At 50.1% G+C, this 14,688-nt stretch carries 10 protein-coding genes; 2 read left to right on the top strand and 8 right to left on the bottom strand.

Annotated features, from left to right (window positions below):
- Positions 1 to 27 precede the first annotated feature (27 nt).
- Positions 28 to 1,794 carry a hypothetical protein gene (locus JSQ97_RS04785; RefSeq protein WP_205075007.1) on the bottom strand — a complete coding sequence of 589 codons (1,767 nt, stop codon included), beginning with the start codon at positions 1,792 to 1,794 and terminating at the stop codon, positions 28 to 30.
- A gap of 113 nt (positions 1,795 to 1,907) precedes the next feature.
- Positions 1,908 to 3,407 (bottom strand): DUF3943 domain-containing protein, encoded by a 1,500-nt coding sequence (locus JSQ97_RS04780; protein WP_205075006.1) that lies wholly within the window; start codon positions 3,405 to 3,407, stop codon positions 1,908 to 1,910.
- Between the two features lie 148 nt (positions 3,408 to 3,555).
- On the opposite strand from JSQ97_RS04780, the gene JSQ97_RS04775 reads away from it, so the two are divergent.
- Positions 3,556 to 4,806 (top strand): CDP-glycerol glycerophosphotransferase family protein, encoded by a 1,251-nt coding sequence (locus tag JSQ97_RS04775; RefSeq protein WP_205075005.1) that lies wholly within the window; start codon positions 3,556 to 3,558, stop codon positions 4,804 to 4,806.
- Here the strand turns inward: JSQ97_RS04775 and JSQ97_RS04770 are convergent, their stop codons facing one another.
- From JSQ97_RS04770 to JSQ97_RS04750, 5 genes are all read right to left on the bottom strand, one after another.
- Positions 4,807 to 5,928 carry a phosphotransferase enzyme family protein gene (locus tag JSQ97_RS04770; protein WP_205075004.1) on the bottom strand — a complete coding sequence of 374 codons (1,122 nt, stop codon included), beginning with the start codon at positions 5,926 to 5,928 and terminating at the stop codon, positions 4,807 to 4,809. It lies immediately after the preceding gene.
- A 249-nt stretch (positions 5,929 to 6,177) separates the two neighbouring features.
- On the bottom strand, positions 6,178 to 8,211 hold the full coding sequence (locus JSQ97_RS04765; protein WP_205075003.1) for a DUF5107 domain-containing protein: 2,034 nt from the start codon (positions 8,209 to 8,211) through the stop codon (positions 6,178 to 6,180).
- A 14-nt stretch (positions 8,212 to 8,225) separates the two neighbouring features.
- Positions 8,226 to 9,026: a carbohydrate ABC transporter permease gene (locus JSQ97_RS04760; protein ID WP_486389578.1), complete on the bottom strand. Its 801-nt coding sequence runs from the start codon at positions 9,024 to 9,026 to the stop codon at positions 8,226 to 8,228.
- Positions 9,027 to 9,112: 86 nt separating this feature from the next.
- On the bottom strand, positions 9,113 to 10,027 hold the full coding sequence (locus JSQ97_RS04755) for a carbohydrate ABC transporter permease (protein WP_205075001.1): 915 nt from the start codon (positions 10,025 to 10,027) through the stop codon (positions 9,113 to 9,115).
- 198 nt (positions 10,028 to 10,225) lie between these two features.
- Positions 10,226 to 11,464 carry an ABC transporter substrate-binding protein gene (locus tag JSQ97_RS04750; protein ID WP_205075000.1) on the bottom strand — a complete coding sequence of 413 codons (1,239 nt, stop codon included), beginning with the start codon at positions 11,462 to 11,464 and terminating at the stop codon, positions 10,226 to 10,228.
- A 184-nt stretch (positions 11,465 to 11,648) separates the two neighbouring features.
- On the opposite strand from JSQ97_RS04750, the gene JSQ97_RS04745 reads away from it, so the two are divergent.
- Complete coding sequence (locus JSQ97_RS04745) at positions 11,649 to 12,572, top strand: helix-turn-helix domain-containing protein (RefSeq protein ID WP_205074999.1); 924 nt, start codon at positions 11,649 to 11,651, stop codon at positions 12,570 to 12,572.
- 12 nt (positions 12,573 to 12,584) lie between these two features.
- On the opposite strand, the gene JSQ97_RS04740 is transcribed toward JSQ97_RS04745, so the two are convergent.
- Positions 12,585 to 14,579, bottom strand: coding sequence for an AMP-dependent synthetase/ligase (locus JSQ97_RS04740; RefSeq protein WP_187384407.1), 1,995 nt, complete (start codon positions 14,577 to 14,579; stop codon positions 12,585 to 12,587).
- Positions 14,580 to 14,688: the final 109 nt, after the last annotated feature.

The following is a 14,688-nucleotide window of genomic DNA, read 5'->3' as shown; positions in this document are numbered from 1 at the left end:
CGAGTTGTAAGTCGCTGTGTACGCGAGTTACAACATCGTATAGGTGCACGAAAGCGAAAGCTCGATACCGTGTGCAAAGGAGCCGCTCACGTTTTTATTGTTAAAAACAAAGGAATACGAAGTTTGCGCGCCGAATTGAAAATGCTTATTCAAAATATAGTTTCCTTTCAGCGTAATGCAGTTCGTATACTGCACGATCCCCGTAAGACGGTGGGTGCGTGCGAGCGAAGCGGCGTCGGAAGCGGAAAGCCCCTGCGTGCCGCCCTTTTTTTTATATATTTTATACAGCACGGACGGATAATAGCTGTAATACTTTTTGCCGCCTTCTACGTCGATCTCGTTTCCGAAAAGGCCGAACGAGTTCGTGCCGTGCGCGACGAAGAGGTATTCGAAATCCGCCGACCATTTGCCCGGCTGCACGTAGCCGACTCTCGCCTGCGCTCCGATACAGTCCGGCCCGAACGGAGTGCCGATCCACGAACAGATCGGTATGTTGCAGTTGTCCTGCATATCGAAGCGCTCTCGGTACAGCGACCACTCGGCGCCCTGCTTGACGTAGCAAAACGGCGTCGTATAAACGGCTTCCGTCGTCGCGATCCAATAGCCTCCCCCGCTTTCGGGAAACGTCAGCTCTACGCCGAGCTGCACACCGAAGCTGTCGGGGAAAGTTTTTCCCGTTTCCGACTCCAGTTCTATCGCCGACTGTATTTCGTTCTGTGCATACAATCCGTATATGCGCACGTTTTTACACGGCACGATATCGAAATCGATCCCCATATATGCGCAGACATGCGCTTCTCCGTAATACGGATCGTCTTCCGGGCTGATATATTCCGTCCACGCGCCGAACGAGTGCATGATCATGAGCGGATTTAAAAAACGGAACTCAAAGGGACGGGAAACGAGTGTTCCTTCGATAACGCCGGCGCGTATCCATTTAAAAGGCGCAGCTTCGATCCTGTGCGTATATAAAAATTTATCCCGTGCGATTTCGACGACGTTCATGCCGTACCTGATGTGCGGCGAATAGAGATTGAACTGCACGTAGGCGTCCGTCTCGAACGTCGAATTATAAATGATGCTGCCGGTCTGCGTTTTTCCGATGCGCATCCCCTCGTGCGCAATATTGACATTGACGCCCCATTTGTTAAAATACGCGCCCGCGCTTCCGTAGGCGTTGCGCGGCCACAAAAAATCGAAATCGTTAAAATCGTACGGCAAATTCGTAAAATTTCCGTCATTCGACATTCCCCAAAAACTCTTTGCAAAGCACGGATCCGTTTCGATGACGAAGGCGTTTCCGAAAGTAAGATAAAGAGGAACGGTGATAAAGGGATCCGATGCGTCGCTTCCGATAAACGACGATGCGGCACCGTAGGGTTTCGGTCCCGCGTGCCCCGTATAATCGGTCGCAAACGTCCAATCGATATCGCCCGTACTTTTGTACATAAGAGACGGCTTTGCGATCATATTGAAACCGAAAGCAACGTCTCCGTATTTCAAAGAAAACGCATCGCGCTTCAAAAATGCTTGCGCTTTTTCATAGAGCTTTTTTCCCGAATCCGACAGCGCGTCGTAATCGATATCGGCCATATACATTTTGATTTCGGAAACCGGAAGCGGCGCGTTGTCCGCAAGAGAAATCCTTCCCGATTCGGAATTGAGCATATACAGGGCGTCGTATATCCAGTGCTCCGACGGAATAAGCTGCTGAGAACTGTGAATTTGCGCAAAGCAAAAATGCGAAATCGATAAGAGAACGCACAGCGTGCAGATTTTTTTTACGCTCGTCATATCGCTATAATAATGATATTGGAGATGAATGTCGAGATTTTATTCGTACGGGTGATCAAGCGTTCGCCGTAAAGTGCGCGCGTATCTTTTCTCCGCGATGCGTATGCAGCATTTTAAAAACAGCGCTTCACGTACAGTTTCCAATCGCTTGTCGTTTGAAAGACGTCGAGTCCTCTTTTGTAGAAGCCGAATTTTTGATACAAAAAAAACGACAGCCCCGCATAATAATTTTTATAGATACGGTGTTCGTAGCCCGCGTTCCCGTACCAGATGAGGTTGTACCCCGAAGAACCTTCGGGAGGAGCGGAACCGGGTATCGTGTAAAACGCACTGAACGCTCCTTCGAGAAAAAAAGTTCCCGCCCAAGGGTTCGACGCTTTAAATCCCGTCTTTGCGTTTCCTCCGATGCCCAAATCGTAGAGACGCTGTTCGCTCCCGTCGTATATCGATTTTCGCTTGTTCGCTTTGAGATTAAAATAATAATCGGACGCACCCAAGTATGTAGCTCCCATGCCGCTTTTCCATTCGATCGTCCACTCGTGCGGCAAAGCGTATCTTTGGCGCACCGAAAAACCGAACGAATTGTTTTGATAATTCACATCCGTCGCCATGATAAAATCATACGACAGATCGAGGGCAAGCGTTGTCGCAAGCGTATCGCTCGCATCGAAAACCCACGAGCGCAGCAATCCGTTTGCAAATATTTTTATATCGTAATAATTTCCGTCAAAGCCCGCGTCGGTCGAAAGCGTAAACTGTTCGAAGGGCTTTTGTACGTCGCGCACGTACGGGCTTCCGTATACGAGGTCGAAACCGATGCCGCCTGAGACGGCATTTCGGTAACCGTCGTCTTTATAAGCTTTGTCGGAAAAATCGAAGGCGGTATCGATGTGATCGGCCGACAAGCGGATCGAAAACTCTTCGATCCGGTCTTTTTCCCGCGGCGCTTTTTCTCCGGTGAGGAACCGGTTTAATGCGGCCTGCGGGCTTGCGATCCATGAAAGATAGGGATACTTGTCGTCGAGAGAAAGGTAGATACGGTGAAACATTTCGCCCAAAAAACTTCCGCCGATCGGCGTATGGATGACGTCGTTAAACGAAGGCGGCTCGTTTTCCATCGTATATTCCCACATCAGCGAACCGAAGGCCGCAAACGCAAAGGATTGCCAAAAATTAAAACCGTTCGCCCTGCCCGCCGCAAAGTACACCGAACCCTGATACGGATGACCGATTTGGTTTACTTCGAATTCGTCCTGATCCCACACCCACGGATGCGTGATATTGTGAGCCATCGTCGAAAGGGAAATGTCGGCGAATTCCGATCGCGTGACAACTCGGTTAAACGTCGTTATAAAAATATTGAACGAAAAGACTTCGCCCGCGGCGATCGCACCGTGCCGGAAATCCGCTTTCGTAAATTCCGCTTCTTCGAAATCGCGCTCAGCCTTTTCAGCGCCGTCGCCCGTACCCTCTTTACCGAAAGCGCTATCAGCCTTTTCAGTAAAATCGATCGCTTGGGTTTCGGCAACATCGCCCGCATTTTGTTGTGCGTAAACAGCGGTACAAACGCACAATAAAAGCACACAAGCCGACAGCCGTATATTTTCTTTCATAGAGCCGCCTTTATACAGCCGTACTGTACCATAAAAAATGTCGCCTGTAAACGGTACGCATTTTGCTGTTTTATGTTTTATTGATTGAAACGGCGATCCGTGATAAAATAATACTTATCCGCACAAAAAAGTTTTTAAGGGAGTAATTATGCAGACGGTTTTATTTTTATACATAGATCCGGGAACGGGCAGCATGCTCTTTTCGATCCTCATCGGAGCGGCTGCGACGCTTTTTTTTCTCGGCAAAGCGGCGCTTTTAAAACTGAAATTGTTTTTTTCGGGAAAACGCGGCAAGGGAGCTCAAGCCGCCGACGCGTCGTATAAACAGTACGTCGTCTACTGCGAAGGAAAGCAATATTGGAACGTCTTTAAACCCGTCGCGGACGAATTCGAAAAACGGCGGCTTTCCCTCGTCTACTACACATCGGCCGAAGACGATCCTATTTTCGAACAGCAGTATCAATTTGTTAAAGCAGAATATATCGGCGAAGGAAACGCCGCATTTGCACGCCTCAATCTCTTAAGCGCGGGCATTGTTTTGATGACGACGCCCGGCCTCAACGTGTATCAGCTCAAGCGCAGCAAAAACGTAGGTCACTATTCGCATGTGCTCCACATGCCGAACGACGCGACAACGTACCGCCTCTTCGGCCTCGACTACTTCGATTCCGTGCTGCTCACCGGCGATTATCAAAAAGCGGACATCCGTGCGCTCGAAGCTCAGCGCGGCATCGCGAAAAAAGAACTCGTCACCGTCGGCTGTACCTATCTCGATGTGCTTGCGCAAAAGATCAAAGCAATCCCCGAAGAAGAACATCACGTCTTTACGGTGCTCGTCTCTCCGTCGTGGGGAGATGTCGGCGTTTTAAAAAAATACGGCGAACGTCTCCTCGATCCGCTTGCCGCGACGGGATGGCGTATTATCGTGCGTCCGCACCCGCAGTCGAAAAAGTCTGAAGCCGATATGCTCGACCGTCTCGAAAAGCGCTACAAAGACAGCAAAAACGTCGAATGGGATTACGATCGCGACAATATCTACGCGATGAAAAAAGCGGATATAATGATTTCCGATTTTTCCGGCATCATATTCGATTATGCATTTTTATGCGATAAACCGGTCATGTACGTCAACGCCGACATGGATCTGCGTCCCTACGACGCCTACGATCTGCAAAAAGAGTTGTGGCAGTTTGCAATGTTGAAAAAGATCGGCATCAAACTCGATGAAGCGGATTTTCCGGCGATCAAAGACGTCATTCAGAACGCGAGCGACAGCCCTGCCCTCGCCGCAGGACGCAAAGAAGCGAAAGCGACCGCGTGGATGTACGAAGGCAAAGCCGGCGCGAATATCGTCGACTTTATGATCGAAACCGTAAACGCGCTTAAAGCCGCCGTATAATCAGCAGATGCAGGCTACGGAGCGTACGATCGCTTCGAGCGAATCTTTTCGTTTTTCGAATTCGCGGACGAGTTTTATCTGCGTGCGGGAGCGGTCAAGGTTGTGAGATCCGCGGTCTGTCTTAAAATAGCGGTCGCCTTCGATATAGTCGGCGAGAAAGCGCATGCCGCATTCGAGCGTCATAATCTTTGCTCCCGCCGGAAGCAGGCGAAGCTCGTCTTCGGTGAGCGTACCGCGCGAGCCTGCGATATATCCCTCCGCACCGGCGCGGAATAATTTTTCGTCAAGGCACACCTTCGACAGATCCCTTTCGTCTTCGGCACCCGTGCTCGCGCCGAAGCGTATCGCATCTCCGAAATCGAAACCGGCAAAACCCGGCATCACCGTATCCAAATCGATAACGCATAAACCTTTGCGCGTCTCCTTGTCGAGGAGCACGTTATTGAGCTTCGCATCGTTGTGCGTCACGCGGAGGGGAAGGACGCCTGCGCTGTATGCGTCGGCGTATGCGCGCATATCGCGTTCGTGCGAAATATAAAAATCGATTTCGTCCCGAACGGATGCCGCTCTGCCGCACGCGTCGCGCTTTACCGTATCGATAAAATCGCGGTAGCGTTTCGGCGTGTCGTGAAAAGCGGGAATCGTTTCATGCAGAGAAGATGCCGGAAAATCGGAGAGAAGATATTGAAATGTGCCGAACGCATAAGAGGCGTTGTAAAAATCGGTTTCGCTTTGCGCGGCGTCTATACTCAGCGCGTCTTCGATAAAACGATACGCCCTCCAGCACGCGCCTTTTTTGCTTCGGGTATAGAGAGCACCCTCTTTATTTTTAATAAAGGTCATCGCTTCACGCGACGCGTCTCCTCCGTTTTTAATAATTTTTTCTGCAAGGAACGAAGTAACGCGCCAGATATTGTCCATGAGCGCGTCAACGTCTTTGAATACGTCGGTATTGATACGCTGTACGATATAACGGTTTTCTTTTCCGCCGTCGTCATAGGTTGCAAAAAAAGTGTCGTTGATGTGGCCGCTTCCGAAGCGAACGCACGAGCGGCAGACTCCGGAAAACGGATAGGATGAGAGGATATCGCGTATTTCCGTATTCGCTTTTTCGCCGGTCATAATGGCTCCCATAAAAACTTTTGCAGGATGTTTCGACATCCGAAAAAGTTTTTAGCCGTGCGCGTTTCTCGCAACGAGGAGCTTCGCTCCGACGTTTCAAGCGAGCGCACACGTTGAATAGTCGAGTTTGCGAAATACGGTATATCATATCTATTCTGTTTTTATCAAAACGATACACATACACTTCTTCTGCAAACATCCGTGCAAACTCGAGATAAAAAGCGACGGCGATATTTCAGACGGCGCTTTTTATCGTACCTCCTTTCGACCGCTCGATCCGCCGGAAGACTTCATGCTGAAATCGAGGCAAAAGGGAGGCGGCGAAGCGTGCATCCTGCTCCAAATATCGGCGAGAGGGGATTCGCTTTCGCGGATATTCGCAAAGTTGCGGGAAAGCGTTTTGTACGCTTCATCTTTTTTTCCGAGCGATGCGCATGCCCTGCCGTACGCGATGGCAAGAGAGTCGCTGTTTTTCCACGCATCGGGAAGCGAGCTATAGAGTTCGATCGCTCTATCATAGCGTTCCGTTTGTACGAGGAGGGCTGCGTATTCTTCGGCGACGGAGACGTCCGCGTAAAATCCCGCAGCCCGGGAAGCGCACTCATAATGCGAAAGCGCTCCGGTAATATCGTTTTTGAAAAGCGCAAGCTGCGCGAGATTTCTCTGCGTCCACGCGGTGCTGCACGCTTTTTCGGCATTGAACCAACACGATGCGGCACCTTCTTCATCGCCGTTTTCCATTTTCATAAGGCCCAAGTGATAGAACGCATTCCACGGGGGCATCTCTTTCGAAGCGGCTATGTATGCTTCAATCAGTTCCTGCCATTTTCTCCCTGTCATAAATTGACCCGGACCGTCTTCGGGGGCGCGATACGGAAAGCTTCCTTCCGTAAGCAAAAGCCGCCATGGGTTTTGATCGTCCGAAAAACAAAACGCCGCAGACGGCGGTATATCGTTTTCGCCCTGCATCATCCGCCGCTCTTTTTCGAGCGCACCCCACTCCCCCGCATCGGAAAGCGTTTTTGAAATCGGAAGATCGGCTTCAGCCGCATAGGATGCGTCGAGCAAATCGAGCTTTGACGTGTCGATCGAATCGCGTACGCGGCGCTCGACGGCGCTCGCGGCGAGGTTCCAATCGTTCGATGCGACATCGCTTGCCGATACGCAAAGAAGTCCGAAAGCCTGCGTCCACTCCCACCTGTCGCGCGGGGGCATACTGACGCCGTGAAGCTGCGTCTGCGAAAGCCCTGCCTGTATTTCAAAGTAGCGGCAGTCGGCAGTTTCCTCTTCTCCTTCGCGTGCGCCAAGCGACGTTTCGGCTTCCCCTGCGAGAAAGCTCCCCCAATGCCTCCCGCCGCGGCAGTTTCCCCAGCAAAACATTTTACGGTATGAAAGCTCTCCGGTCGAAACGTCGAACAAACCTGAGCCGTCTTTTTCGAGGGCTGCTTCCCACGGATGGGATTCATCGGTACAGTTAAAAAAGTATTCGCTCGAAAAAGGTATGCGCGCAGGATAGGACAGGTCGATGTCGGGAGCTATGGGAAAAAACGGCATACTGCCGTAACCGAAAGTCGGTCTGCCGTTTTGATCATCCGGCGTCTTATACAGGGCATGACGGGAAGAAGCGAATACGCGGGACGATTCCGTCTGCGGCACTGCGATATTCGTCCAATAATAAACGGAAAGCGGCTCGTCGTTTATGTTGAAGATGACCGGATGCGCATACAAAAAATGCGAGGATGAGGGAAGATGAAAATCGATCTGCCAAAAAAAATCTTTACACCGCTCATACGAATACATGCGCAGAAATTCTTCGCCGTCCGATGCGCGCACCGACGCAAAGCCGACGGTCGAACAGGTCGTAAACGCGTGCCCGTACTGCCCCACATTCCATTCGATGCCGCCTGAAAACCACGCGTTACGTATGGCGAGATTTGCCGGCTGGAGCACTTCGTTTTTGTACAAAAGCTCGCGCCCCTCCGTTTTGTCGACGAGCGACCAAAGCCGCCCTCCCCAATCGGGAAGAAATTCCGCTTTGATAAAATCGTTTTCCATGACGATCGTGCGGATATCGCATTCCTTTCTGTTACGGTCGTATCTGTCCTGCACCGTATACGGCAAAATCCGATAACCGCATGAAAAACCCGCTCCGCTCAAACAAAAGGGCGGCGTTCCTTTGCAAAACTCGACGCGCATATCGTGTTCGCGAGAGCGGAAATGCGGCAGCGGGTTTTCCCCCTGTAAAAGTGCGGCGGATATTTTTTCGGTCGAAGCATATATCATACGATAAAATCCTCTCAGCCCTTGATCGCTCCGCTCGTCACTCCGGTGATGACTTTTTCCGAAAGAAAAAGATACAAGATAAACGTCGGCAAAAACACGATGACGACGCTCGCAAACATACCGCCCCAGTCGCCCGTGTAACGCATCGACTGAATCATATTGTAGAGTCCGACGGCGACAGGACGCACGGCGGTTCTGTTTGCGAATATGAGCGACATAAAATATTCGTTCCACACGGTGATAAAATTGAAGATACTCACCGTAACGATACCCGGCTGTGCAAGCGGAAAGATGATGATCCAAAATGCCGCTATCGGATTGCAGCCGTCTATAGCCGCGGCTTCTTCATACGACGGACTCAAGTTTCTGAAAAAGGCGGAAAGGTAGAACACACCGAACGGAATGTTCATCGCCGTATACAGGAAGATAATAAGGGCGCGATTGTTCGTCAAATGCAGCTGAGACACGAGACCGAACAACGGCATGATAACCATGATGAGCGGTATGCCGAGTCCGGCGGCAAACATATTCTGCAGCAGCGCATTCCCTTTGAATTTAAAACGGGAAAGCACGTAGGCTGCAGGCGCGGAAATAACGACGATCGCAGTGCAGGATGCGAGCGTATATAAAAGCGAGTTCATAAAAAACACCGAAACCCTTTGCGTACTCCACGCTTTTACGTAATTGTCGAAATGAAAACCGCTTACGAATTTGAACATGTGATCGGAGAAAATCTCCTGCGACGTCGAAAACGATGCGAGGACTACCCAGCCGATGAGGATAAACGTAAATAAAACCCAAAGCCCTACCAGCACATATCCTCCAATAACGGAATACCGTTTCCCGACATTCGACTTACCTGTATGCAATGTATTGAATTTGGACATCGTATCGCCTCCCCTTATACTTCCGTGTCGTCGTTTTTAACGATGCGGCTTGTGAGCAAAAATACGACGACAACGATGAGCATCATGATAATGCCTATCGCGGCTCCCGCACCGGTATCACGCGCCGTATTCGCCGCAGATGAAGAGCCGAACACGAGTTCGTACATATAATTCATCGGAGCGACGGTATCGTTCGAAAGATTTACCGGACTGAACAGCTGCCCCCACACAAAAAAACCGACGGTATACACCGTCCACATGACGAGGTTCGTGCGTGCGACGCCGCGCAAAAACGGAACGGTTATGTGGATAAAACGCTGCCAGCCGTTGCATCCGTCGAGCAGCGCCGCTTCGTAATAATCGCGCGGGATCTGTTCGATACCGCTCATAAAGATAAGCATGTGATAGCCGACCATACCGAAACAATATGCGATGAGCATACTCCAAAAGAGATTTCCCGGCCCCGTCCACAATATCTTTTCCGCTCCATCCAAAATGCCGATATGATGCAACACCGTGTAGAGCAAACCGTAGTCGGGATTGTAGATGTAATTGATCCACATCGTTCCCATCGCGACGGCACTCACGACGTTCGGAAGATATATGGCGCTTCTGAAAAACGATTTTGCGCGTATGCCGCTCGACAGGATAAAGGCGAAGAGCAGACTCATGAACATCGTACCGAGCCCGCCGATACACCAAATGCGCGCGATATTGTACATCGACTGCAAAAAAATAGGAGTCGAAAACAGCTTTTTATAATTACCGAAACCGAAAAATTTCCATGTTGAAACGGGATCGGAAATACTTTCGATACGGAAAAAACTCATGACGAAAGTTCTGATTGTCGGATATAAAAAGAAAAGCACGTAGCATATAAGCGCCGGAGTTAAAAACACGGCGATCATCGTTTTATTTTTTTTGAGCATGGCAAAACCGTCCTGAATTAAAGAACACGAAGCCGAGCGCTTCGCGCCGGAGACGATCGGCGGCGTCCGGAAATTGCGGGGCGCACTGCCGTGCGCCCCGCATGTCTCTCGGCTGACTCCGAAAACCGCAGCTTTCAGAGCTTGTTTTTTAAATGACACTTTTTCTAATACCGCTTTTTGAAATCGATATCCGTTTTGTTATTTTGTCATCGCATCGGCAAAGGACTGCGCCGTATGTGTACCGACGATGAGCTTTGCAAAATTTTCTTTTATTCTTGCGTTTATGTCGGGACTGTCTTCCATGCCGCACGCATACGGGAAGCGCTTCGTCGTCGAATCGACGATCACTTTCGCATCGGCGAGCTGCATCGGCCACTCCGAATCGTTCGCGACGGGGATGCCGATGCTTTCGGATGCAAGCTTTTCATCCCATTTTCCCGTCGTCATATAGACGATAAAGCGGAACGCTTCTTCGGCGTGCTTCGAGTTTTTATTGATACCGAAACTTTGCGCTCCGAAATTATTCGCTTCCGTACCGTCGCCCGTCGGCGCAATTGCCGGCCATGCAAATTCTCCCCAGTTCATATCGGGCGCATTCCCTTTGATTTCATTAGGAAGCCATGTACCGTTGAGATACATCGCGGCTTTTCCCGTCGCGATATCTTCAACCTGTCCCGCAGGAAAAATATTCGATGCGGCTTTCGGGATGATATAGCCCTTTTTCGCCATGTTTTCCCAAATCTTTCCGAACTCAAGCACTTGCGGACCCGTAAAATCGTTATTTTTTACCATCGCAAGCGTGGCATCTTTACCGACGAGGCGATCCATGCAGTAGCCGAACAGAGCCGCCATATACGCGTCGTCGACGGTGATACCGTATACACCGATCGCTTTGAGCTTTGCGCACGCATCGAGCATTTCATCCCATGTTGCAGGCACGGAAGCAATACCGGCTTTTGCAAAGAGGTCTTTGTTGTACAGAGTGACGAATGCCGAAGGCTGGTACGGAATATTTTTTACCGTGCCGTCACCCAAATCACGAACGACGGAAAGCAGCAGCGTATTGACGACATCCTTATACGCTTTGCCGCCCGTCGTCGGATAGCTTTTGTCGATAAACGAATCCAGCGGTAAAAGGTATTTTCCCCATGACTTGGCGACTCGTTCGATATCTTCATCGAAAAGGTCGATCGACTCTCCCGCGTCGAGCGCCGGTTGAAGCGTTTTTCTGATTTCCCTGCCGTTGAAATTGACATCGATTTTGATGCCCGTTTCTTTTTCGAATTCCCGAGCCGCTTCGGCAATGACTTTCCCCTGCGGCTCCGCTTCGTTCCACATACTCCAATATACAAGTTTTTCGTTTTTTTTGCCGCCGCAACTCATAAAAAGCGCTGCGCACATAAAAACCGCACATACAGCTGCAATCGATTTTTTCATATATCCCCCTATTGCAAATCCTAAAAATCCGTATCGGAATCAACGGCTTCTGCACAACACCGCAGGAAACGTCGATTTCCAAAGACGCCGTATCGATAAAAGTGTAGCATGTGAATTTTCGGTTGTATTTGCACGATACGGTGTAAAATTTGTTATTTTCGGAAAATCGATGTATAATTGAATTATGGATATCGACAGCACTGCACGGTATACGCCGTTTTATCCGCAAAAATTGATTTCCGTCGATGCGATCGTAACCGTTCATTATTTCGAATACCGGAACACGTTTTCATTTGCGGGAGAACGTCACGATTTTTGGGAACTTGTCTGCGTCGATAAAGGTGAGATCGAAATATACGACGGAAAGGCTTGGTCGCGTCTTCGCCGCGGACAAATCAGATTTCACAAACCGAACGAATTTCACGCACTGAAAGCGAACGGTATCGACTCCCCGAACGTCATCGTCATTTCGTTTATATGTACTTCGTACGCGATCGACTTTTTCAGAGATAAAACACTTTCGTATACGCAAAAGGAACAGTCGCTGCTCGCCGAAATCATCGCCCACGCAAGAAATTTGTTTATCACGCCGCTCGACGATCCGTACCTAACAAAAATGGAAGCGCGGACTTCGGCGCCTCATGGTGAAGCTCAGCTTATCGTCAGCAATCTCGAACTGCTTTTACTGTCGCTTTATCGAATGCACACCGAAGGAGAGCCTGCCAAACAGACGCGAGTGAGTTCTTACGCACGCTTATCGTATGAAGATGAAATCGTCAAAGCTGCGCTCGAGTATTTTAACACAAATATGTTTCGGATGCTCCGTTCCGATGAAATCTGCGACAACGTACACGTCAGCTACGATCTTCTCAAAAGCATCTTTTCCAAAAGGTTCGGCTGCGGTCCGATGAAATATTTTGCACGCATGCGCATCGATGAGATAAAAACGCTCATACGCAATTCGGTGATGAACGTTTCGGAACTCGCATCGCATTTCGGCTATTCGTCGATCCATTATTTTTCGCGCCAGTTTAAAAACGAAACGGGCATGTCGCCGACTGAGTATGCGACATCGATCAAAGCGAAAACGGAAAAGAAATTCGGCTGAACGCACTTCGTATTACGCGAAAAGCGATTTGATTTCCTTTGCGTAGATCTTCGTGATCTTATAGCGCATCATTTCGCCTTTTGCGTTGACTTCCTTTCCCGCTTCGAAACTGTTCGGAAGCAGTACGAAGCGGTTGATCCGCTCACAGGTGCGGAAGCCCGTCTTTTCGTTCACGCGGCGTTCGATCTCTTCGCGGAAAAACATCTGCACTTCGTTCGATTCAAGCAGGCTCTCCCACGAACTGTACATGACAAGAGAGGTGTTCGCCCATTCGGTGAGCACGTCTTTTGCCGGAACGATGAGGGCTGCGATATATTTTTTATCCTGCCCCACGATCATGACGCGTTCGATATAGGGGCTGTTCAAAAGTGCAGCTTCGATAACCGCGGGTTCGATATTTTCTCCGCCGAGCAATACGATCGTATCCTTCGCGCGGCCGGTGATTTTGATTTCATTGTCCTGCGTCATCATGCCGATGTCGCCCGTGTTGAGCCAGCCGTCTTTATCGATAACCTGAGCCGTCAAATCGGGACGCTCGTAGTAGCCTTTCATGATTTGGCGGCCTCTCGCTTCGACGATGCCTTTTTTGCCGGGCGGAAGCGCTTCGGTACCGAGCGAGCCGTCTTCGTTGAGCGAAACGACGCGCACTTCGGCCGCAGGGAACACGACGCCGACGCAGCCCGAGCGAGGCTTTAAAGGATTGCGCACCGAAAGAACGGGAGCCGCTTCGGTAATGCCGTAGCCTTCGAGGAGATTGAAACCGATCGCGTGATAGAACGAATCGATATCGCTTTGCAGCGCTCCTCCTCCGGAAATCGCCGCGACCATGTGACCGCCGAGCACTGCGCGGATCTTTTTAAAGACGACGACTTTGCAGATACCGTACCACGGCGCGAGAAGTATAAACGGAACGATGCCGTACAAAACGTCGAAGATGCGCGTGCCGTTTCTGTAACGGCACACACGACCCCTCACGCGGTCGCTCGCCCACGAAAACGCTTTTCCGATTTTGATCGCAAGGTTGAACGAGAACTGCGTCACGCTGTTTTCCTTTTTCATTTGCCGGAAAATACCGTTTGCAAGCGATTCCCACAGGCGCGGTACACCGCACATCCACGTCGGATGAACTTTTGCCATATCGGAAAGCATGATAGCGGCCGACGGTTTCGAATACGCGATGCTGCTTTTGAGCGCGACGATAAAATACTGGAACGCGCGCTCGAAACTGTGCCATACGGGAAGCACCGACAGCCAAATGTCTTCGTCCTTCGTCGTCGGAAGGGCAAGCTTTACCGCTTCGCACTGCGCGATATAGTTGTCGTGCGTAAGCATAACGCCTTTGGGAGTTCCTGTCGTTCCCGACGTAAAGATGATCGTCGCCGTTTCGTCGGCGCCCGTTTTATCCATTTCAGCTTCAACCGCTTTTCGCTCTTTTTCGGAAGCGTGGCGTCCTTTGTCCTCAAGATCGATGTATTTCCAAATTTTGATTTCGCGCGCTTTCGCCTGTTTTTTTATCTCGTCATCCGTAGGCGAATCGATGAGGATAACGGTTTTCAACGTCGGCACGTCCGTTCCGCAGTCGAAGAGCTTTTGCAGCTGCTTTTGATTTTCAAAAATACAGATTTCGCATTTGACGAAATTCAAAATGAACGCCATTTCGGTTCCCGTCGAATCGAGCCCTCGGGGAATATCGGTTGCGCCGAGCGACAAGATCGCGTGGTCGAGTATAAACCATTCGCGTCGGTTGTCGCACATGAGGCCGATAAAAGCTCCGCGCGTTACGCCGATCTTTTGCAGCGCGCACGCCGTTTCGACGACGCGGTTATAAACGCGCTTGTAGCTGTAGTGCTCGTATTCGCCGACTTCGTTTTTTACGATCTGCAGCGTATAGTCGGGATAGGCTTCGGCTCGGGCGCGAAGCAAAAGCGGTATGTTATGCGGCAGCTTTTCCGCCGCATCTTTTTCAAAAAGCGATTTGATTTTTTCAATCGTTTTACTCGTGTTCATAGGGCTTCTCCCATAAAAGCTCTCATAAAATAATCACTGCGCCGACCGGATGTAAGGTCCGTAAAAAGCGCATTCATGTGATTATTTATTTTGACAAAAACAGGGGATT

Origin of the sequence: Treponema sp. Marseille-Q4523, assembly GCF_016901105.1 — a bacterium.
Taxonomy (GTDB): Bacteria; Spirochaetota; Spirochaetia; order Treponematales; family Treponemataceae; genus Treponema_D.
This window is presented reverse-complemented; position numbering and strand designations above follow the sequence as displayed.

Bases quoted from the DNA above. Each gene is read 5' to 3' on its own strand.
- JSQ97_RS04770 (WP_205075004.1), bottom strand. From the start codon at position 5,928: ATGACCGGCGAAAAAGCGAATACGGAAATACGCGATATCCTCTCATCC.
- JSQ97_RS04785 (WP_205075007.1), bottom strand. From the start codon at position 1,794: ATGACGAGCGTAAAAAAAATCTGCACGCTGTGCGTTCTCTTATCGATT.
- JSQ97_RS04780 (WP_205075006.1), bottom strand. From the start codon at position 3,407: ATGAAAGAAAATATACGGCTGTCGGCTTGTGTGCTTTTATTGTGCGTT.
- JSQ97_RS04765 (WP_205075003.1), bottom strand. From the start codon at position 8,211: ATGATATATGCTTCGACCGAAAAAATATCCGCCGCACTTTTACAGGGG.
- JSQ97_RS04750 (WP_205075000.1), bottom strand. From the start codon at position 11,464: ATGAAAAAATCGATTGCAGCTGTATGTGCGGTTTTTATGTGCGCAGCG.
- JSQ97_RS04745 (WP_205074999.1), top strand. From the start codon at position 11,649: ATGGATATCGACAGCACTGCACGGTATACGCCGTTTTATCCGCAAAAA.
- JSQ97_RS04775 (WP_205075005.1), top strand. From the start codon at position 3,556: ATGCAGACGGTTTTATTTTTATACATAGATCCGGGAACGGGCAGCATG.
- JSQ97_RS04740 (WP_187384407.1), bottom strand. From the start codon at position 14,579: ATGAACACGAGTAAAACGATTGAAAAAATCAAATCGCTTTTTGAAAAA.
- JSQ97_RS04755 (WP_205075001.1), bottom strand. From the start codon at position 10,027: ATGCTCAAAAAAAATAAAACGATGATCGCCGTGTTTTTAACTCCGGCG.